Origin of the sequence: Desulfocucumis palustris (genome assembly GCF_002933875.1) — a bacterium.
In the GTDB taxonomy this organism is placed as follows: Bacteria; Bacillota; Desulfotomaculia; order Desulfotomaculales; family Desulfocucumaceae; genus Desulfocucumis; species Desulfocucumis palustris.
Genome location: NZ_BFAV01000126.1, coordinates 26,896 through 49,136, shown reverse-complemented (window position 1 = coordinate 49,136; position 22,241 = coordinate 26,896). Strand labels below are relative to the sequence as shown.

Annotated in this window: 16 protein-coding genes; 14 read left to right on the top strand and 2 right to left on the bottom strand. The window is 49.9% G+C overall.

Translation table 11 applies throughout. The annotated features are described in order from the left end of the window. Positions 1–92: 92 nt before the first annotated feature. Positions 93–782, bottom strand: a complete 690-nt coding sequence (locus DCCM_RS10695; RefSeq protein ID WP_104372388.1) for a septum site-determining protein MinC — start codon at positions 780–782, stop codon at positions 93–95. Positions 783–1,053: 271 nt separating this feature from the next. Between DCCM_RS10695 and glgA the strand changes: the two genes are divergently transcribed. The 13 genes from glgA to DCCM_RS10630 all read left to right on the top strand — a co-directional run bounded on the left by glgA (position 1,054) and on the right by DCCM_RS10630 (position 19,520). Then, positions 1,054–2,547, top strand: a complete 1,494-nt coding sequence (glgA, locus tag DCCM_RS10690; protein ID WP_104372387.1) for a glycogen synthase GlgA — start codon at positions 1,054–1,056, stop codon at positions 2,545–2,547. Positions 2,548–2,705: 158 nt separating this feature from the next. After that, the gene (locus DCCM_RS10685; protein ID WP_104372386.1) at positions 2,706–4,157 is read left to right on the top strand and encodes a sigma-54 interaction domain-containing protein; all 1,452 of its coding nucleotides are present in this window, start codon (positions 2,706–2,708) and stop codon (positions 4,155–4,157) included. Between the two features lie 282 nt (positions 4,158–4,439). Further along, entirely contained in the window at positions 4,440–5,579 is a 1,140-nt protein-coding gene (locus tag DCCM_RS10680) for an acyl-CoA dehydrogenase (protein WP_104372385.1), read from the top strand. 108 nt (positions 5,580–5,687) lie between these two features. Continuing rightward, the gene (locus DCCM_RS10675) at positions 5,688–7,349 is read left to right on the top strand and encodes an AMP-binding protein (protein WP_104372384.1); all 1,662 of its coding nucleotides are present in this window, start codon (positions 5,688–5,690) and stop codon (positions 7,347–7,349) included. A 355-nt stretch (positions 7,350–7,704) separates the two neighbouring features. After that, on the top strand, positions 7,705–9,333 hold the full coding sequence (locus tag DCCM_RS10670; protein WP_104372383.1) for an AMP-binding protein: 1,629 nt from the start codon (positions 7,705–7,707) through the stop codon (positions 9,331–9,333). 1,015 nt (positions 9,334–10,348) lie between these two features. Further along, positions 10,349–11,488, top strand: a complete 1,140-nt coding sequence (locus tag DCCM_RS10665) for an acyl-CoA dehydrogenase (protein WP_104372382.1) — start codon at positions 10,349–10,351, stop codon at positions 11,486–11,488. A 74-nt stretch (positions 11,489–11,562) separates the two neighbouring features. Continuing rightward, on the top strand, positions 11,563–12,330 hold the full coding sequence (locus DCCM_RS10660; protein WP_104372381.1) for an electron transfer flavoprotein subunit beta/FixA family protein: 768 nt from the start codon (positions 11,563–11,565) through the stop codon (positions 12,328–12,330). Between the two features lie 39 nt (positions 12,331–12,369). Continuing rightward, positions 12,370–13,350, top strand: a complete 981-nt coding sequence (locus DCCM_RS10655) for an electron transfer flavoprotein subunit alpha/FixB family protein (protein WP_104372380.1) — start codon at positions 12,370–12,372, stop codon at positions 13,348–13,350. A gap of 291 nt (positions 13,351–13,641) precedes the next feature. Further along, on the top strand, positions 13,642–14,796 hold the full coding sequence (locus tag DCCM_RS10650) for a (Fe-S)-binding protein (protein ID WP_104372379.1): 1,155 nt from the start codon (positions 13,642–13,644) through the stop codon (positions 14,794–14,796). 245 nt (positions 14,797–15,041) lie between these two features. Then, on the top strand, positions 15,042–16,223 hold the full coding sequence (locus DCCM_RS10645) for an acetyl-CoA C-acetyltransferase (RefSeq protein WP_104372378.1): 1,182 nt from the start codon (positions 15,042–15,044) through the stop codon (positions 16,221–16,223). Positions 16,224–16,308: 85 nt separating this feature from the next. Next, on the top strand, positions 16,309–17,157 hold the full coding sequence (locus DCCM_RS10640) for a 3-hydroxybutyryl-CoA dehydrogenase (protein ID WP_104372377.1): 849 nt from the start codon (positions 16,309–16,311) through the stop codon (positions 17,155–17,157). Between the two features lie 119 nt (positions 17,158–17,276). Further along, a complete protein-coding gene (locus DCCM_RS10635; RefSeq protein WP_104372376.1) occupies positions 17,277–18,059 on the top strand; it encodes an enoyl-CoA hydratase-related protein in 783 nt (260 codons plus the stop codon). Positions 18,060–18,329: 270 nt separating this feature from the next. Next, the gene (locus DCCM_RS10630; RefSeq protein ID WP_104372375.1) at positions 18,330–19,520 is read left to right on the top strand and encodes a M24 family metallopeptidase; all 1,191 of its coding nucleotides are present in this window, start codon (positions 18,330–18,332) and stop codon (positions 19,518–19,520) included. A 37-nt stretch (positions 19,521–19,557) separates the two neighbouring features. On the opposite strand, the gene hflX is transcribed toward DCCM_RS10630, so the two are convergent. After that, a complete protein-coding gene (hflX, locus tag DCCM_RS10625; RefSeq protein WP_307718814.1) occupies positions 19,558–20,859 on the bottom strand; it encodes a GTPase HflX in 1,302 nt (433 codons plus the stop codon). 203 nt (positions 20,860–21,062) lie between these two features. Here hflX and DCCM_RS10620 point away from each other — a divergent pair, with 203 nt between their 5' ends. Next, positions 21,063–22,169 (top strand): CapA family protein, encoded by a 1,107-nt coding sequence (locus tag DCCM_RS10620; RefSeq protein WP_104372374.1) that lies wholly within the window; start codon positions 21,063–21,065, stop codon positions 22,167–22,169. The last annotated feature ends 72 nt before the right edge of the window (positions 22,170–22,241 follow it).

Below are 22,241 nucleotides of genomic sequence, written 5' to 3'. Positions count from 1 at the left end.
GCCGCGCCTTGCATCTGGAGCTTTTTGAACGGCCTCGGGCGGTAGTTTATCAACACGTTTATTGCTTTTTCAATGTGTTTTTCAACACTCTCCTAGCAGCGGTGTTTTTCGACTGTAATTTGGTCTTTATGCAAGCAGGCCACCAGTGGACCCTTAATATTTTTGTCGAACTGGGAGCTGTGGGCGGAAATGCCCCCAATCCCAAGCACCACGGGATCAAAGGTCATGGCCAGGATAACTGCTCCGGGGGCGCCGTTCATACCGGCGCGCACCGTGCCCCGGCAGTGCCCTGAGATCAATACGCTTCCTCCGGCAATGACTTCCGAGCCGGCGTGAACATCACCCAGAATGACTATGCTTTCAGAACTTGTGACCTTTTGGCCCGACCTTAAGGTTCTGTTTACCAGCAGCGCCTTCTCTCCCGGGATTTCCGAGGGCAAATTGACACGGCGGCGTAATGGCAGAACCACCGGGGCCTCCCCGGAATTGCGCGGGGGCTCGGAGGTTTTGGAGACGAATTTGTTTTTTACGGCCGGAGGCCAGCAGATGTCCGGCGACGGCACCAGCCCGTAGCGCCTGCATATGTCCTCAAGCTCCATATAATTTCCCGCAGCGGCGCTCTGGTGTTCGTAAACCGCAAACTTGGCTCCTTTAAAAAAGCCCTTGGAAGATTCCATCTTTGTAAGAAGGTTCTTTTTTATTTCCTCGTATTCCATGCTTGTGTCAATAAGAATTACCAGGCCTTCCCTGGTGCCTTTTATACTTACCGCTTCACCAGACAATGGAGACAACCCCCTCCAGTATATGAGCCGATAATGGTAATTTCGATAAATACAAATTTTTTCCTCTTATTTTTTATGATGTTTGAGCCAAAATTAATTGAATAGTATATTGTGACGATATTTACGCCGGCGGGAAAATAATTTTTGGGGCTGTTTATTTAAAAAATTAATATTGGTGGAATACTAAACGCCAGAAATTGTTGTTTTAATTGTAAAGGAGGATTAGTCTAAAACCCTACATACACCCAAAAGAGCGGGGAGGTAACTAGGTATGTTTGACAGACCGTTGAAAATTCTGCTGGTTTCTTCCGAGGTGGTACCCTTTGCCAAAACCGGCGGCCTTGCGGATGTGGCCGGTTCTCTGCCCAAGGCCCTTGCAGTGGTGGGTAACGACAATATGGGAAACGACGTCAGGGTGATAATGCCCCACTATAAAGGTATAGAGGGAGCCTCCTACCGTATGGACTTTCCCGTGATGTTCAACAACAGGGCCGAAACGTCAATCATCAGAGAATCCACAATAGAGGCTCATTTTCATGGGCAGCACCGTATTATTCCGGTATATATGGTGGATAACCACCACTATTTTTACCGGGACAGAATGTATATGTTTCCGGACGAAGCCGAGCGCTACACCTTCTTCTGCAGGGCGGTGCTGGAGATGCTGCCCAGGCTGAACTGGCAGCCCGATGTAATTCATTGCAACGACTGGCAGTCAGGCCCAATCCCCTTTTTTATAAAAACCAGGTACCGGCATGATCCATTTTATGCCAAAATCTCCACCGTATTTACCATCCACAACCTTCAGTATCAGGGTAATTACCCCAGGGAGTCCCTGCGGGTACTGGGGGTGGGTGACGAGTATTTTACTCCGGACCAGCTTGAGTTCTACGGCTCGGTCAGCTTCATGAAAATGGGACTGGTATATTCCGACGTCATAAATACTGTCAGCAGAACCTATGCGGCGGAGATTCAGCGGCCGGAGCTGGGAGAGAGGATGGACGGCCTCCTGCGCAAGCGCTCACATGACTTGTACGGAATAGTGAACGGTATTAACTACCACGAATTCAATCCCAAGACCGATCACCGTATCTACCGCAATTACGATTACGATAGCATAGAGTATAAAAAGGAAAACAAATACGCCCTGCAAAAGGAGTTGGGCCTGCCGATAAGGGATGTGCCGGTGATAGGACTTATTTCCAGGCTGGTGGATCAAAAGGGACTGGACCTTATTTCGGAGATAGGCGACGAGCTTATGCACCTGGACCTTCACTTTGTGGTGCTGGGCAGCGGCGAAAAGCATTATGAGGAAATGTTCAACAGGTTAAAATCGAAGTATCCGCAAAAAATGGGGGTATATATAGGTTTTAACTCTATTCTGGCCCAGAGGATTTATTCCGGGGCCGATATGTTCCTCATGCCGTCAAGGTTTGAGCCCTGCGGGCTGGGACAACTTATTGCCATGCGCTATGGCACCATACCCATCGTCAGGGCCACCGGGGGGCTGGCGGACACAGTGCATGACTACAATCCCGCAACCGGCTCCGGAAACGGTTTTGTCTTTTCCGAATATAACGGCAGAGCCCTTTATCATGCCATTGCCAGGTCACTGAAGGTTTACCGGGACGACCAGGAGCAGTGGAGTAAACTGGCCAGGAATTGCATGGAAATGGATTTCTCCTGGGCGCGTTCGGGAGTGGAATACCTGCAGCTTTTCCAGGAAGCCATAAGCAGGCACGTGGGAAGAGCCCAAACCGCGTAATAATTGATGAAAAAAGGAGTCTGGACTTTCAGGCTCCTTTTTATGCGGTATATATTGAGGCCGGCTTTTTTAATAATTATATAAAAACTTCTGTACATCGTGTTTTTAAGTTGTTAAAATATTCAAAGAAGTCAAAAAACAAACCCGGCGGTGATGTTTTGCTGCACTCTGAAAAAGAACATAATTACGGCAACGCCCCACGGCGGGAGGTATTTACGGCGGAGCGGCTGATGCAGACAATCTTCAGCAATAATCATGAGGCCCTGCTGGTGGTCACCAGGGACGGGGTAATTAGTCAAATCAGCGCTTCCCTTGCGCAGTCCATGAACAGGCAGCCTTCTCAGTTAATTGGCTTGCCGCTGTCCGATTTAAACGGTTTTGATTTTTTAAAGAGGCTGGAAAGCGTATTGGATACCGGCAGCCAGGATATAGGACAAATAGAATTGCTTGCCGGGAGAAGCATACTGGTTGACTATATACCGATAATGGAGGGAGAAAGCGTGTCCGGCGCCCTGGCCAAGGTTACTTTTTACAGTCCGGACGGCAGCCATGAGAAAGAAGAAGGGACTTCGCCCAGGGGGAAGAAAAAGGCCCGCCAGGCGGGGCCGGGGATTTTATATACAGTGGATAGTATAACGGGATCCAGCCCGCAGATGCTGGATTTAAAGGAAACCCTATTAAAAATTTCTCCCAGAATCTCCAACGTGCTGATAAGTGGAGAGTCCGGGACCGGCAAGGAGTTGTTCGCCCACGCCGTACACGCGGCCAGCCTGCGCCGTTCGGGACCTTTTATTAAAATAAATTGCGCGGCGATACCGGAGAATTTGCTGGAGTCCGAATTCTTCGGCTATGAAGACGGAGCCTTTACCGGCGGGAAGAAGGGCGGGCAACTGGGCAAGCTGGAACTGGCCCATGGAGGTACCGTATTTCTGGATGAAATAGGCGAACTGCCGTTTTCTCTGCAGGCAAAGCTGCTTCGCTTCATTCAGGAAAAAGAGATACAGAAATTGGGGGGCAGGGAGGTGTCCATCGCCGACGTAAGGGTGGTGGTTGCCACAAATGTCAATCTGGAGCACCTTGTAAAATATAAAAAATTCAGGGAAGATTTGTACTACAGGTTGAATGTGGTAAACCTGACCATTCCTCCCTTAAGAGAAAGAAAAGAGGATATTCCCGAACTGGTGGACAAATTCGTTGATAAATTCAACAAAATGTTTGGATTTAAGGTTACAGGCGTGGCTAAAGACGTTATGCTGGCCCTGCAAAAGTATTCATGGCCGGGAAATGTCAGGGAACTGGAAAATGTAATAGAAAGATCCTTTAATGTCATGGACGGCAATAAAATAATGCTGCAGCACCTGCCGTCAAATGTAAGCTGTTTGCCCGACAAAAAAACAGGTTTAAATAAAAGCGACAACGCTTCGGGCAGTAATTTCGCCGCGGCTTTAATGGCCGGGCACAGCTTGGAGGAAATAATGGATCAAACCGAAAAGTTAATAATACTTCAAGCATTGATGATCTGCCAGGGAAACAAGGCCAGAACCTCCCAGTTGTTGAATATTTCCCGGCCGGGTTTATACAAAAAACTGATTAAATACGGGCTGGTTTAAGGGCATAATGTAAACCCGGGTTACTGTAAAAAAAATATGCCCCTGCAATTACAACGGGGGTTCTTTTTGTTTACACCTGTTGTATTAAAAAACGTTAATCGGGGTTAACGCCTTATGCTCCAATTACTTCCCTGCCGGTTGCCCTGTTAACCGTTCGGAGCGGCATTTCGACCATTGAAGACTTCCAGGATACCCTTGGCCGGAGAATTAATGGCTGCCAACATCATATTTGCAACTTTCCCAAATATCAGAAAAGACTGTCAATTAAAGGGGGAGTGGCATATGGATTTTGATCTTACCAGGGATCAAAAGATGATCCGGGACGTTGTAAGGGATTTGGCCCGGAATGTAATAGTTCCCAGGGCGCAGGAAATAGACCGCACAGGGGCTTTTCCCGTTGACATTGTCGGCAAGCTGGCGGAGCTTGATCTGATGGGGCTGCCTTTTCCCGAGCAGTACGGCGGGGCCGGGGGCGATTACACCAGTTACTGCCTGGCGGTGGAGGAAATATCCAGGGCCTGCGGTTCAACGGGGTTAACCTACGAGGCGCATATATCGCTGGGCTGTATGCCTATTTATCTTTTTGGCACGGAGGAACAAAAAACAAAGTATCTGACCAGGCTCTGCCGGGGAGAATGTCTGGGTTCCTTTGGTTTAACCGAGCCAAATGCCGGTTCGGACGCCGGGGGCACGCAAACAACCGCGGTTCGGGATGGTGACCAGTGGGTTATAAACGGCTCAAAATGCTTTATCACCAATGCCGGCTACGCGGACTTCGTAACCATAACGGCGGTGACCGATAAGGGCCGGGGTAAGAATGGAATCAGCTCCATAATAGTTCCCACCGGCACTGCCGGTTTTACCGTCAGGGCAAGCTATGAAAAAATGGGATTGCACGGTTCCAACACCACGGAACTTTTTTTCGAGGACGTGAAGGTACCCCTGGAAAACCTGCTGGGGGTAGAGGGTGAAGGCTTCAAGCAGTTTTTGAAAGTTCTCGACGGCGGCAGGATTGCCATTGCGGCAATGTCCACCGGCCTGGCCCAGGCTTCCCTGGATGCTTCAATAAAGTATTCCCGGGAAAGGACTCAGTTCGGGCAAAGCATATCTAATTTTCAGGCCATACAGTTTAAAATTGCCGACATGGCCGCAAATGTGGAACTGGCAAGGAACATGTACCTGAAGGCGGCCTGGCTTAGAGATAACAACAGGCCGTATACCAGGGAAGCGGCAATCGCCAAACTTTTTGCTTCCGAAATGGCCACCAGGGCCGCCCTTGAAGCAATTCAGATACATGGGGGCTACGGGTACATCAAGGAGTTTTCCGTGGAAAGGTATCTGCGGGACGCGAAACTCTGTGAAATCGGAGAGGGCACTTCCGAAGTGCAGCGGCTGGTAATTGCCCGTTCATTGGGACTGTAACAGGAAACTACCGGGCGCCGGGAATCTTTTAACAGCCCGGCTCCCGGCTATGTTTAGCCGGTATGAATACCGGCAATAAATTAGGGACATTGGGAAGGAGGTTTGGTAATGGAGGTCGGGAAAATTACCATAGGACAATTGGTTGACGAAATGGCTTACAGGTTTCCCGACAATGAAGCTCTGGTGTATCATGAACTGGGCATCAGATACACCTACCGGCAGTTTAACGAAATTTGTAAAAAAGTTGCCAAGGGTTTCATGCAGCTGGGTATTCAAAAGGGTGAAAATATTTCCATATGGGCAAACAATGTTCCCGAGTGGGTGCTGACACAGTTTTCCACCGCCAAAATGGGCGCCGTGATGGTAACGGTAAACACCAATTACAGAACTTTTGAACTGGAATACCTGTTAAAACAGTCTGAATCCACCACTCTTTTGCTTATTGAGGGCATAAAGGGCAGGGAGTATCTGGACATGGTTTATGAGCTCTGCCCGGAGCTTAATCAATGTCAGCCCGGCTGTCTTCAATCCGCAAAGCTTCCTTTATTAAGAAATGTAGTATTTATAGGTAAGGAAAAATTGCCTGGGATGTATAGCTGGGACGACGTTCTGGCCCTGGCCGACGAGATCGGCGACGAGCAATTGCTGGCCAGACAAAATTCAATGGATCCCCATGATGTTATCAATATGCAGTATACCTCGGGCACCACCGGATTTCCCAAGGGTGTCATGCTGACCCATACCAATCTTATCGGCAATGCCATCAGCCTTGCGGAATGCATGGCTTTTAACGAAAATGACCGTTTGTGCATCCCGGTGCCGTTTTTTCACTGTTTCGGATGTGTTCTGGCCACATTGACCTGCGTGGTGTCGGGCGCGGCGATGGTTCCGGTGGTGGTATTCAATCCGGTGAAGGTGCTGGAAGCCGTGGAGAAGGAAAGCTGTACGGCGCTGCACGGGGTTCCCACCATGTTCATTGCCGAACTGGAGGAAATGGCAAAGAAAGATTACGATACCTCGTCCCTGCGCACCGGTATAATGGCGGGGGCTCCCTGTCCCATAGAAGTTATGAAAGCGGTGGTCAATAAAATGGGAGCCAGGGAAATTTGTATTACATATGGCCAGACTGAAGCCTCTCCGGGGATTACCATGACCAGGACGGATGATCCCATTGAGCTTAGGGTGGGCACGGTGGGCAGGGCGCTGCCCAATGTAGAGGTGAAAATAGTAGATCCCGAAACAGGGGAAACAGCTCTCCTGGGGATACAGGGGGAACTATGCACCAGGGGTTATCACGTGATGAAGGGATACTACAATATGCCGGAGGCAACCGCCTCGGCCATTGACAGCGACGGGTGGCTGCATACCGGCGATCTGGCGGTGATGGATGAAAGGGGTTATTGCAAAATAACCGGACGCCTCAAGGACATGATCATCCGGGGCGGGGAAAATATATATCCCAGGGAGATAGAGGAATTCCTCTATACCAACCCCAAAATTAAGGATGTGCAGGTGGTCGGCGTTCCCAGTGAAAAATACGGGGAGGAAGTGGTGGCCTTCATACAGCTCAAAGAGGACCAGGCTTCCACGGAGGAAGAGATTAAAGAGTTTTGCAGGGAAAGAATATCCAGGTTTAAAATCCCCGCTTTTGTTTTATTTGTAGACAATTATCCCACAACGGCCAGCGGTAAAATACAAAAATATAAATTAAGGGAATCGGCTATAAAGCTTTTAGACAGGGAAAAGGCTGCTGTAATTGAAACAGCCTGATTGACAACCTTAAACGTTGATGTAAAAGCGACAAAGGCTGTATTTTGCAATAAAAAAAGACATGTAAATGCATGTTTACATATGGGGCGGGTCCAATAAATTGGGTGTGCCTCATATTTTTGTTTTATTATATATACTATTGTTTACAATTTTATGATAAGTCAGCAAACTGAAAAATTTCAAAAAATTCAAGAATAACGGGCTAATTGGGATTATTTTTAAATGTCAGAATCTTGGCAAAGTATTTGCATTTTAAAGTTCCAGTGTCCGGCGGGTTATACAGATAAAATAGATGTTTTAATAACGTCATAATCCCGCCTCCGTTTAAACTCAAATATTTAAGGAGGACTGACAGATGGCCCAGCACAATATGACCGACTATGACAAAACTTATGCCGAATTTAAACTGGAAGTACCGGAGTATTTTAACTTTGCCAGGGACGTACTGGACAAGTGGGCTTCAGATCCCGGCAAACTTGCTATGTGGTGGATAGATGACTACGGCAATGAAATCAAAAAAACCTTCAAAGAACTGTGCGACGATTCCAGGAAAGTCTGCAACATGTTGTCCGCCCAGGGCGTGAAAAAAGGTGATGTTGTAATAATCATTCTGCCCAGGCTGATTGAATGGTGGGCGTTAAACATAGCCTGCCTCAGGATGGGCGCGGTGGTCAGCCCCGGTACAACCCAGTTGACCGCAAAGGACCTTATGTACCGCTTCCAGGCTTCCGACGCGGTATGCGTTATCACCGACAATGCCCTTGCCCCGAAAGTGGACGAAGTCATCGCCCAGTGCCCCACGGTGAAATCACGCATAATTGTCGGAGAAAACAGGGACGGCTGGTTAAACTATGCGGATCTTTTTGCGCCGGCCCCGGAGCAGTTTGAGACCGTAAACACCAGAAGTGACGACAACGCCATATTATACTTCACCTCCGGCACCACCGGCTATCCCAAAATGACCGTTCATACCCATGCCTCTTATCCCATCGGGCATAAAATTACCGGTACCTTCTGGCTTGACCTGGGACCGGACGACCTCCACTGGAACCTCAGCGACACCGGTTGGGCAAAGGCTGCCTGGAGCTCCTTCTTTGGCCCCTGGAACATGGGCGCCGCCATTTTCGTTCATCACAGCCTGCGTTTTGATACCAAGAAAACCCTGGAAATATTGGGCAAATACCCTATAACCACCATGTGCGGGGCGCCCACCAACTACAGGATGCTGGTGCTGGAAGATCTTAAAGCCTATAAATACCCGACCTTGAGGCATTGCGTGGGTGCGGGCGAACCGCTTAACCCCGAGGTTATAGATACCTGGAAGGAAGCCACCGGGTTAACAATCAGGGACGGTTATGGCCAGACCGAGACCGTGTGTTTGGCCGGCAGCTACCCCTGCATTGAACCCCGCTTCGGGTCCATGGGCAAACCCTCACCGGGTTTTGATATCCAGATCATTGACGAGGACGGAAACATCCTGCCTTCGGATACCGAGGGTGACATTGCCATCAGGGTAAAACCGGTACGGCCGGTCGGCTTGTTCAAAGAGTATTGGAAAAACCCTGAGAAAACCGCCGGCGTATACAGGGGCGATTGGTACCTCACCGGTGACCGGGCATATAAAGATAAAGACGGCTACCTGTGGTTCGTGGGCCGTGCCGACGACGTTATTCTTGCCGCCGGATACCGCATAGGACCCTTTGAGGTGGAAAGTTCCCTGCTTGAGCATGACGCGGTGGCGGAGTCGGCGGTGGTTTCCAGTCCCGACGAATTGCGCGGCGAGGTGGTTAAGGCCTTCGTGGTGCTTGCCCCCGGATATACACCCTCGGATGAACTGGTAAAAGAATTGCAAGAGTATGTCAAGAGGGTTACCGCCCCGTACAAATACCCCAGAAAGATTGAGTTTGTGGAATCGCTGCCGAAGACTGTGAGCGGCAAAATCCGCAGGATTGAGTTAAGAGAAAGAGAGTGGGGTAAGAAATAGAAAAAAGAAGAAGAGAGAAAAATTAAATTGTTAACCGGCAAAGCTGCCGGTTATTTTTTTGCCTGGCATGTGCAAATGTTCACAAATGGAGCGCCGCAATAAATTATTGTATAAAAATGGACCACTCTTTTAGTCTTGAAATGAGGCGGTTTTTTGAGGGTTTTGTATTGCCCCGGGATGTATTGCACAAATTTTGCATTACATTATGTACTGCAATTATATTTTGCCATATGATGCAATTTAGCATCGGCTTTTATTAATTAATATTGGGAGCCGTGTAAAATTAATAACCAATGTAAAACGTCATTGACGATGCAATAATGCATTGTCAGGGGGCGCAACCGCGAAATAAGTCTCAAGGTGTGGATTAATTGTATTAATAAAGGCAACCGGGATGTACCGGCCACCAGCCATTTCCGCCGAAAAACCCCAGTGGTTAAAAATCAGGAGCGGATGGTTGAAATCGTGTCTTAAACGGTTGCTATAATCTTTAAATGGTGATTGAAATTGCTTTTTGCTATTGACGATTCAATGAATTTGAAATATTTTAATTATAATGACTGAATGCTCAGTCATTTAGCAAACATATTCCAAGGAGGGTTGCACCTGTCAAAAAATTGGGGATATTCCTTCTGAGATTGTTTTGAAGTAAAGCAAGGAGTTGAAGCAACAAATAAGGTTTGTCCCATTGTTGGGGAGGTGATTAATTATACCGGGAGTGTAAACAAAAGCTGACATATAAATATTTGTTTAAATTTTTCAACAATATTGCACCCCGGTAGGACAGGAAAAGAGATAGGGAATTGAAGTAATTAAAGCGCTGCTTGTGTCAATAATTATTGCACCACAATGCTGCGCGGCTGAGGCCGAAGTCGGCAAAAGACCCCTGAAAACCGCCGCCGGGAGGGAGTTCCGGCAGGCTTAAGGGGCGTGGTATGTTTTTTGCTTCTCTTCTTTTGTAAAGCACCGGAGATAACGTGATAGCGTATCTCTGTTAAAACAAGGAGGAGTTGTAATGATTTTTAAACTTACTGAAGAACAGGAATTATTGAGAAAAACGGTAAGGGACTTTGCAGAAAAAGAGATTGCCCCCAAGGCTGCGGAAATGGATGAAAAAGAAGAGTATGACTGGGATCTGTGGGGCAAAATGGCTGAAATGGGCCTGTCCGGGGTGCCTTACCCTGATGAATATGAAGGAGCCGGAATGGATAACATCAGTTACGCCATTGCGGTGGAGGAACTCAGCCGTGTATGCGCTTCCAGCGGTGTGCTTGTTTCGGCGCATACTTCTCTTTGTGCATGGCCCATATATGCTTTCGGAACAGAAGAACAGAAGCAAAAATATCTGGTTCCGCTGGCAAACGGCGAAAAAATCGGCGCCATGGGGCTGACCGAGCCTGGTGCGGGATCGGATGCGGGTTCTCTGAAAACAACGGCCGTTCTTGACGGGGATGAGTATGTTCTTGACGGCAGCAAAATATTTATCACAAACGGTTATTATGCCGATATTTACGTAATCATCGCCGCCACCGACAGAGCATTAAAACATAGGGGCATATCCGCCTTTGTGGTGGAAAAGGGAACGCCCGGATTTAGCTTCGGTAAAAAGGAACACAAACTTGGCATCAGGGCATCCGCGACCTATGAATTGGTATTTGAAAACTGCCGTATTCCCAAAGAGAACATTCTTGGCAAGGAAGGCGAGGGCTTTAAAGTAATAATGAAGACCCTCGACGGCGGGCGTATCGGTATAGCCGCGCAGGCGCTGGGAATCGCCCAGGGCGCGTATGAGTCCGCGCTGAATTACAGTAAGATTCGCGAGCAGTTTGGAAAACCCATTTCGGCAAACCAGGGTATTCAGTGGATGCTGGCGGATATGGCCACAAGGATTGAGGCTGCCAGACTGTTGGTGTATCAGGCTGCCTGGCTGAAGGACAATAATGAGAGTTATTCAAAACAGGCGGCCATGGCCAAGCTCTATGCCGCCGAGACCGCGATGTGGGTTACCACAAAGGCCGTGCAAATATACGGCGGTTATGGTTATACCAGGGAATATCCCGTGGAGCGCATGATGCGTGACGCTAAAATTACAGAAATTTATGAAGGCACCAGTGAAGTACAGCGTATTGTTATCGCGGCAAGTGTTTTGAAATAAAGGCAGTGATGGTTATTTACCTTTTATAAGCACTGGGCATCAGTCAGCAGAGCAGTTAGCAAAGGAGGAACAAAATGAAAATAGTAGTTTTGATGAAGCAAGTATTTGACACCGAGGCTAAAATCAGCCTGGACGGTAATAAAATAAACAAACAGGGCGTAAGCCTGGTAATGAACCCCTATGATGAGTACGCCGTGGAACTGGGCCTGCGCATCAAGGAAAAATTCAAGGGTGAGGTCACCGTGGTAAGCGTCGGCGGCCCTGAAGTGCAGGACGCCCTGCGCCAGGCCCTGGCCATGGGAGCTGACAAGGCGGTTCTGGTTGATCCCGGCGCCGATGAAATTGACGAGTACACCACCGCCACCATACTGGCCAAGGCCATCGGCGGACTGGAATACAACATTCTTCTGGGCGGCTTTAAAGCCATTGACGACGGCTCCTGCCAGGTTTGCGGCAGGGTGGCGGAAATACTGGGTGTTCCCGTGGTGAACATGGTAACCCAGGCCGAGGTGGAAGAGGACAAGGCGGTGGTAACCTGCGATATAGATGGAGGCAGCGCCGTAATTGAAGTAAAACTTCCTGCCATGCTGACAGCCCAAAAGGGAGAAATAGAGCCCCGCTATCCGTCCATGAAGGGTATCATGCAGGCCAAGAAAAAGCCCATGCAAAAAATAGGGCTGGGCGACATCGGCCTGGATGCGGCACAGGCGGCTCCCAAGGTAAAAGCGCTGAGCTATTCCCTGCCCGCGGCCCGGGCAGCCGGCAAATTAGTACCCGGCGAACCCGCGGAAGCCGCGAAGGAACTGGCCAGGCTCTTGAGGGAAGAAGCAAAGGTTATATAATAAAAACATTTACCGACCGGACAGGAGGTTTTAAATAATATGGCAAAAGGGATCTGGGTTTTTACAGAACAGCGGGATGGCGAAATTAAAAAGGTAACCTATGAATTGTTGAGCGCCGGCCGCAAAGTGGCCGACAGCCTGGGTGAAGAACTGTGCGCGGTGCTGCTGGGCAAAGGCGTCAGCGGCCTGGAAGGAAAGCTTGGCGAGTACGGAGCGGACAAGGTATACACTGTGGATTCCGAAGCTCTGGAAAATTATACCACCGACGCTTATACAAACATACTGGCGGACCTGGCCAAAGAGCACCAGCCCACGGCAATATTGCTGGCTTGCTCGGCCTCCGGCCGGGATGTGGCGGCCCAGGTGGCGCAGCGTCTGGGCACGGGCCTGATGACGGACTGCACCGACATGGCCCTGGAAGACGGACAACTGGTATTTACCCGCCCGGTTTACGCGGGCAAAGCCATAGTTAAGGCGGCGTGCCCCGAAGCCAGGCCGGTTATGGCCACAATTCGCCCCAACGTGCTGGCCGCGGACGCACCCCAGGCGGGCCGGGCCGCGCAGGCCGTGCCGGTTGGCGGAAATACCGGCGACATTCGCCAGGTAATAAAGGACATAGTGAAGCAAATCAGCACCCGGCCGGAACTTACAGAGGCGGATATCATAGTATCCGGCGGCCGGGGCATCAAGGGTCCGGAAAATTTCGCCCTGCTGGAAGAACTGGCCGATGTGCTGGGCGCCGCGGTGGGCGCGTCCAGGGCGGCGGTGGACGCCGGCTGGAAATCCCACTCCTTCCAGGTGGGCCAGACCGGTAAAACAGTCTCTCCGGTGCTATACATCGCCTGCGGTATTTCCGGGGCCATTCAGCACCTGGCCGGGATGAGTTCTTCCAAATGCATAGTGGCAGTCAACAAGGACCCGGAAGCCAATATATTCAAAGTTGCCGACTATGGTATCGTGGGAGACCTTTTCGACGTGGTGCCCCTGTTGAAGGAGGAACTCAAAAAACTTCTGGCATAACTCATGTTACCCCTCTGCGGCCCCTTAAAAAAGGGGGCCGCAAATTGGTGTTATTTTAGAAACCATCGGGAGCCTCATTTTATGATGACATTGATTACCCAAACCCTCCTTGTTTGAAAGTCAACAGTCAAAACTGGGGTTTTCCGGTGGTTTCTCTTTTAATATATAAAGGGTACACTAAAATTCCCCGAAGGAACGTCCAAATCTGTTAAAATATAAAAAAAGGGGCAATACCCTGCTAATCTGCCGATTAACAGGTATTACCCGGGCTATAAGCGAGGAGGAAACCCCATGTCAGAACTTATGGTTTTCGATGAGGTCAGGGAAGCCATTGTAATGTCTGGCGGCGAAGAGATACAAAAGTGCATGCAGTGCGGTGTCTGCGCCGGCTCCTGTCCCTGGGGCAGAATGGAGGAAAAATCGGAATTCAACGTCAGGTCCATGTTCCACATGGGCAGGCTGGGATACGACGGTTATGAGTCCGACGACTTTCTTTTTGCCTGCACAACCTGTAACCAGTGCGCCGTAAGGTGCCCCAGGGGTATAAAAATTCCCGAAGTGGTGCGTTCCATGCGCAGCGTTATTGCCGAAACCGGCGGAATTCCCAAGAATTTAAAGGCGGTAATAGGCAGCATCAACAGCCAGGGCAACCCCTGGTCCCAGGAACGCAGTGAGCGGGCCGCCTGGATGAAAGACATGGAAGTGCCGGAATATACCCCGGATAAGGAATATCTGCTGTTTGTGTGCTGTACCAGCGCCTACGACGGACGCAGCCAAAAGGTTGCCAAATCGGTAGTGGAACTGCTGAAGGCGGCGGGTGTGAGCTTTGGGGTAATCGGTGTTGAGGAGCAGTGCTGCGGCGAATCGGTCAGGAAAATAGGTGCTGAAGAAGAATTTACAAAACTTGCTGAGTACAATATCGATTTGTATAACAAAAAGGGAGTTAAAAAGATAATAACCACATCTCCCCACTGTTACTACACCTTCAAAAATGAATATCCGGAATTCGGCGGAGAGTTTGAAGTATACCACTATACCCAGCTTCTGGATGAGCTCCTGGCCCAGGGTAAATTAAAGCTTAGCAAGCCGGTAAACGGCAAGGTGGTATATCACGAGCCCTGCTATCTCGGCAGGCACAGCAAGGCCTTTGACGCGCCCAGGAATCTGATGGGCGCCGTGCCCGAACTGCAGCTGGTTGAATTTGACGGCAACAAGGACAACAGCCTGTGCTGCAGCGGCGGGGGCGCCAGGATATGGATGGAAACCAAGGCCGGCCAGAGGTTTTCCGATGTTAAGGTCAAGGAAGCGGCGGAAAAAGAGGCCCAGGTTATTGCCACCGCCTGCCCGTACTGCATTGTAATGCTGGAGGATAGCCTCAAGAACCTGAACAAGGACGATGTGATGACGGTTAAGGATATCAGCGAGATATTGAAGGAAAGCCTGTAAGGATGGATGACAAATCTTCCTGGTTGTTTAGAATCTATATTTCTTGACAACTTTGGAAGAATGCCCGGCAATGGAAGGTTAGGTACAATTTTCGGAAGGAACTGACTCCAGGTTTATAAGCTCCGGCAAATGAAGGTCATTTGCCGGAGCGGATGGTTTCCACCGTAAACAGGCGCTTGGGGGGGTGCCAGTTTGTGGTTTGCAACTATGAAAGAAATGTTTCCAATTTAGAGGGAGGCTAAGTAATGCGTGAAGCAGTAATTGTGGCGTCCGCCCGCACCGCGGTGGGCAAATATCAGGGAGCGCTGACCGGCGTATCTGCGGTGGAAATCGGGGCGCTGGTTATTAAAGAGGCATTAAAAAGAGCAAATGTTGACGCCAAATTGGTTGACGAGGTTATATTCGGCAATGTGCTGCAGGCCGGTCTGGGGCAGAATTCCGCCCGTCAGGCGTCCATAAAGGCCGGTGTTCCCCAGGAAGTGCCCGCCTGGACAATGAATATAGTTTGCGGCTCCGGTCTGAAGGCGGTTGGAACCGCCGCACAGCAAATCTGGGCTGGAGAGGCGGATATAGTGGTAGCCGGCGGAATGGAAAACATGAGCGCGGCTCCCTACCTGATCGATAAGGCCCGCTGGGGATACCGCATGGGAGACGGCAAACTGGTTGACGAAATGATAAAGGACGGCCTGTGGTGTGCCTTTAACAATATACACATGGGTATAACTGCTGAAAACATAGCCGAGAAATACGGAATTACCCGGGAAGATCAGGACAGCCTGTCCCTGGCCAGCCAGACAAAGGCCGTGGCTGCAATTGATGCGGGCAGATTTAAGGATGAAATAGTACCCGTGATAATTCCCCGGAAAAAAGGCGACCCCATTGTGTTTGACACCGATGAATTTCCCCGCCGGGGAACAACCATGGAAGCCCTGGGGAAATTGCCTCCGGCCTTTAAAAAAGGCGGAACGGTAACCGCGGGCAATGCTTCGGGAATTAATGACGGCGCGGCCGCGGCCATTGTTATGTCCGCGGAAAAAGCCAAAGAACTGGGTCTTAAGCCCCTGTTTGTGATAAAATCAACCGCCACCGCCGGTGTCGACCCGGCGTACATGGGCCTGGGCCCCATACCTTCCAGCAGGAAAGCCCTGGCCAAGGCGGGCCTTACCGTATCGGACATGGATCTGATTGAGGCCAACGAGGCTTTTGCCGCCCAGGCCTGCGCGGTTATTAAAGAGTTGGAGTTGCCCATGGACAAGGTAAACGTGAACGGCGGCGCCGTGGCCATCGGTCATCCCATCGGAGCCAGCGGGGCCAGGATACTTGTAACACTGTTACACGAAATGAAGCGCAGGGGCAGCAAATACGGCCTGGCAACATTGTGCATAGGCGGAGGCCAGGGAACAGCCATGGTGGTTGAAAGCGTTTAGCCCCGGCCTTAACCTTAGATATTTACAACAAAAGTTTTTAATTAACGATTTGCGCGTAATTAACAAAAGTACGGGAGGGTGCGAAATGGAAATTAAAAAGATAATGGTAGTGGGAGCCGGCCAGATGGGCTCGGGTATTGCCCAGGTGGCGGCGGTGTCAGGCTGCACAGTGATTTTAAACGATATTAAAGATGAATTTGTACAGCGCGGCATGAATTACATAGAAAAGAACCTGACCAAGGATGTAAGCAAAGGCCGGCTGGACGACGCGCAGAAGGATGCTATTTTGAAAAGGGTTATACCTTCCACCAGCCTGGGGGATGCTAAAGACTGCGATCTGGTTGTCGAGGCGGCCATAGAAAATATGGATATAAAAGGCAACATATTCAAAACCCTGGATGAAACCTGCCCGCCCCATGCCATATTGGCCACCAACACCTCATCCCTGCCCATCACGGAAATAGCCGCCGTTACCAAGCGGCCGGAAAAGGTTATCGGCATGCACTTTATGAACCCCGTTCCGGTAATGAAACTGGTGGAAGTGATTCGCGGGCTGGCCACCTCTGATGAAACCTATACCGCAGTTAAGGAAATGAGCGAAAAAATGGGCAAGGTGCCGGTGGAAGTAAACGACTTTCCCGGATTTGTGGCCAACCGCATACTGCTGCCCATGATAAACGAAGCCGTATATTGCGTGTACGAGGGTGTCGGCACCCCCGAGGCTGTGGACCAGGTTATGAAACTGGGCATGAATCACCCCATGGGACCCCTTGCCCTGGCGGACCTGATTGGACTGGACACCTGCCTTTATATAATGGAAGTGCTTCATAAAGGCCTGGGTGACAGCAAGTACCGTCCCTGCCCGCTGCTCCGCAAATACGTTGCCGCCGGATGGCTGGGACGTAAAAGCGGAAGGGGATTCTACCAGTACTAGTATTTTGTTGAAAAGTATATGCCTGGCTTAGGCAAACAGGGTTGGTGAGCATAAAGCGAAGATAATGCTCAATCCCCGGAAATACCCCCGGAACAGATTCGTATTTGGAGGTGCGGTAAATGGCTTTTGAAGCTTTATTGCTGGAAAAGGAAGATAATATTGCCCTGGTTACCATCAACAGGCCCAAAGTGCTGAACGCTTTAAACGACGTTGTTGTCAGCGAACTGGAACAAATAATGGAACAACTGGCGGCGGATAATGAGGTAAGGGTAATAATACTGACCGGAGCAGGTGAAAAATCCTTTGTGGCCGGTGCCGACATAGCTTTTATGAGCAAATTGACCCCTATGGAAGCTAAAAATTTCGCCCGCAAGGGACAGCAGGTTTTCAGTAAAATTGAAAATTTGGGCAAACCGGTGATTGCAGCGGTTAACGGTTTCGCACTGGGCGGCGGCAACGAACTGGCCATGAGCTGCGATATCAGGGTGGCTTCGGAAAATGCAAAATTCGGCCAGCCCGAAGTAAATCTGGGCATTATTGCCGGATTCGGCGGCACCCAGCGCCTTACCAGGCTGGTTAATCCGGGCGTTGCCAAGGAGATTCTTTTCACCGCCGACATGTATGACGCTGAAGCGGCACATAAAATAGGTCTGGTGAACCATGTGGTGGCACCGGAGGAACTGATTAATTTCTGCAAGGGCATGGCCAGAAGGATAGCGGCCAGGGGCCCTGTTGCCGTAAGGCTGTCCAAAGAAGCTGTAAATGAAGGACTGGAAATGGATCTGGAAAAAGCTTTCATCCATGAAGCCGACCTCTTCGGTTTGGTCTTTACCACAAACGACAGGGAAGAAGGCATTTCCGCTTTCCTTAACAAGCGTAAACCGGAATTTAAAAACAAGTAATCGAAGGAGTTCAATGGGCCGGCCAGAAATGAGCGTGGCAATTCAGTAGTCAGTAGTCGGATGCCGGGAAGAATTGGTCCGCCGGAAGACAGGGTCATGGATAATAATTCCCAATGACCGTTGCCTGACCACCGGCTACTGATTTGCCGGGCGAAGATTTTTGGGAGCGGCCGCATAGATTTGTGGCAGGCCTGGTAGTATGCGGGCCTGCCTTTTTTTGAATGGGTTGAAGACAGAAAATTTGAAATTTACAAAAAAGGAGGACTATAAATGTTTTATACCCCTGAGAGCGAAATTAACTCCAGAATAGCGGCTCTGCAGAACCTCATGAACGGGAATTTGATGGAAGGGGCGCTTATATTACAGAGCAGCGACATGTTTTACTATAGCGGTGTATTTCAAAACGGTGCCCTTTATATACCCTCCCGGGGAAACCCCTTGTTGTTCATCAGGAAAAATTACCGCCGGGCAGCCGAAGCCTCTTCCCTTGATAATGTAATACAAATAAAAAATATCAAACAAATACCACAGTTGTTGAATGAAAGAGGATACACCCTTCCCGGCGTTCTGGGACTAGAGTTGGATGTTATCACCGCCCAAATGTACATTGATATTAATAAAATTTTTGAAAACAGCAGGCTGGTGGACTGCTCCGGGCTAATCAGGAAGCAAAGGGCCGTAAAATCAGATTATGAAATTGAATTGATAAAAAAAGCCTCAGCCTTGACCGACGATTTCTTCCAGGAACTTCCCGGCATAATCGCCCCGGGCAAAAAAGAGTGCGAAATAGCCGGGGCGCTGGAGTCCGCCGCCAGGCGAAGGGGACATCAGGGTGCGGTCCGGGTGAGGGGGTTTAACAACGAGTTTCATTACGGGTGCCTTTTGTCCGGGGAAAATGGCGGGATTGCCAGCCATTTTGACGGGCCGCTGGGCGGGCCGGGGCTGAACCCCTCCTTTCCCTTTGGTTCGGGCCGCCGGGTGATTTGCATAAATGAGCCGGTAATGGTGGATTACGTGGGGGCCTTCGACGGCTACTGCGTGGATATGTCCAGGGTCTTCGTGGCCGGTTGCCTGGCTGAAAAGCTGGAAAGGGCGCACCGGACCGCGGTGGATATACAAAATTCCCTGGCGGAACAGGCAAAGCCCGGAGTCACCGGTGAAGAATTATACGAAAGCGCCCTGGCAATGGCCGTAAAGGCCGGTCTGTCCGATAATTTCATGGGGTTTGGGCAGCAGGTGTCATTTGTGGGCCATGGAGTGGGTATCGAATTAAACGAATTGCCTGTGCTGGCCAGGGGAGTAAAAACCCCTCTGGAAGCAGGAATGGTCATCGCCCTGGAGCCCAAATTCATCTTCCCCGGAGAGGGCGCCGTGGGAATTGAAAATACCTTCGTAGTCACCTCCCCGGGCCTGGAACGGCTAAGCAGCCATCCTGACGGTATCGGGTACCTGAGTTATTAAGTTATTTGCATCCTGACCGTACCGGGTTTCCAATCTATTAATCCCGAATTAATTTTTGCGACACCTGAGAACCGTCCCCTTGTCGCATTTTGGCAGCTATTCTTGCGGCCCAGAGTTGCTGTATTTCCACGTGCACTTCAACCCCGTCCGCCAGGTGTTTCTGGCTCAGTATCCTGGCGTTTTCGTGGATTAAAGGCAGTATTGACGATTTGTCGTAGGGTACAAAGAAAGTTTTAATTATTTTGCCGCCGGATAATATAACGGCAATTTTTTTTAATAATTCATTTATGTTCTCGCCGGTTTTGGCTGATATAAAGACAGCTTCCCTGTCCGCCGGCAGGTTATGCCGGCATTCCCGGTCCCGTCGGTCCATTTTGTTGTATACCATAAGGGTGGGTTTTGCTATTGCCTCCAGGGATTCCAGCACTTTTTCCACGGATTTTACCTGGGCTTCAATATTGGGATGGCAGATGTCCGCCACGTGCAGCAGCAGGTCCGCTTCAATTACTTCTTCCAGGGTGGCCCGGAAGGCAGCCACCAGGTGGTGCGGCAGGTTGCCGATAAAACCCACCGTGTCTGTCAATAGTATAGTCTGGTTGTCCGGGAGCACCACCCTGCGGGTGGTGGGGTCCAGGGTGGCGAATAATTTGTCTTCCACCAGTACGTCAGCCCCGGTGAGGGTATTAAGCAGGGTTGATTTTCCCGCGTTGGTGTAACCCACTAGGGCCACCAGGGGGAAGGGCACCTTTTTACGTCCGCTGCGCAGCAAATTACGGTGTCTTTTCACCTGGTCTATTTCATGACGGAGGTCCGCTATTCTTTTTCTTATTTTCCGGCGGTCCACTTCCAGTTTGGTTTCGCCGGGCCCCCTGGTGCCTATGCCGCCTCCCAGCCTGGACAGCTGTATGCCTATACCGGTCAGCCGGGGAAGAATATAATTAAGCTGGGCAAGTTCCACCTGTAATTTACCCTCTCTGGTTCTGGCCCTGCGTGCAAAAATGTCCAGTATCAACTGGGTCCGGTCAATTACCTTTACATCCAGTGAATTTTCGAGATTTCTTAATTGGGCCGGGGAGAGTTCCCGGTCGCAAATCACCAGGTTGGCCTGCAAATCCTGAATTGCCGCCTTTATTTCTTCAACCTTACCTCTGCCGATGAAGGTTGCCGCATCCGGCCGCGACCTTTTCTGGAGGGAGATTCCCGCCACCCGGGCGCCTGCCGTTTCCGCCAGCATGGCAAGTTCCTTCAGGGATTCCTCTATATCCAGGGCATTTTCTCCGGTTAGTTCCACACCTACCAGGTAAGCCTTTTCCGATTCGGGTAAATTATCCATGGTCATAAATATCATTTCTCCAAAACATTAGTATTTATGTAATTATTATACTCAGTGTTTGCCAAAAGGGGAAACTCCTGAGGCAACTTAATTATAAATGAATTATAGATATTGAGCAGGATTTTCTTCTATTGGTAAAAAATATTGTATAAGGGCAAAAGTAATATTGGTTTATAGAGATTATCGGGGAAAACAGATGGTGTAAGGGAGTGAAAAATATAAAAAAAGCAATCTTAATTATTGCTTTGTTTTTTATGGCGGCCGCCTGTTTTTATGTGGCAGCTTTATCCGGCGGTGAGCCGGTGCCTGTTCCGGCGGCGGTTAATAGTAATGAAGATATAATAAATGATAATAATAAAAACAGTCCGGTATTATTGAACCTTGCGGGGGATGTGCTGCTGGCTTCCGGAGTCGGCCGGGTTATGACAATGAACGGTGTGGACTATCCCTGGGAAAAGGTGGCCGGATTATTAAAAGAAGGGGATGTCACAGCGGCTAACCTGGAGTGCTGTATAAGTGCAAGGGGACGTCCCGAACCGGATAAGCAATTTACCTTCAGGGCTGTTCCCGGGGTGCTGGCCGGTGTTCAGGGAGCGGGAATAGACGTGTTTACTCTGGCCAACAACCATGTTCTGGATTTCGGTCCCGAGGCCATGAAGGACACTCTGGTTCATCTTGACAACTACGGTCTGGCTTATACCGGAGCGGGCATGAATGTAAACTGTGCGACCATGCCCGTGATTGTTGAAAAGAAAGGCTTAAAGGTGGGTTTTCTGGCTTTCAGCAGGGTTTTGCCCCGTGCTTCCTGGGCCGCGGGGCCTAAAAGATTGGGGATAGCCAGCGGGTATGACCCCGGGCCGGTTAAGGATTCTGTTAAATCCCTGGCAGGCCGGGCGGATTTCGTGGTGGTAAGTTTGCACTGGGGCAAAGAAATGGCCGATTATCCCCGCAAGGAGGATGTGGGCTTCGGCCATATGCTGGTGGATGCCGGGGCGGATGTGGTTTTGGGGCATCACCCCCATGTGATTCAGGGCGTTGAGTTCTATAAAAACAAAATGATAGCATACAGTGCGGGGAATTTCATTTTTTCACCTTCATCCACCAGGGCCCGGGAAGGTATGATAATTCAAGTTGAAGCGGAAAATAAAAAAATTGGCCGGGCCAGGATAATACCAACTGAAATTATAAATGCGCAAACCCACATTCTACAGGGACAACAGAGGGAAAGGGTATTGCAGAGGGTGCGTGTCCTGTCCGGCGGGATGAACAGCACTGTGGACCCGGAGGGTTTTGTCGAACCCATAAAAAGGGTTTGATTGGGGAACATACCGTATAAGTTTGAAAAAAACGGGTAATTGGCCTTGGCATAAAGGTTATTATGGAAAATA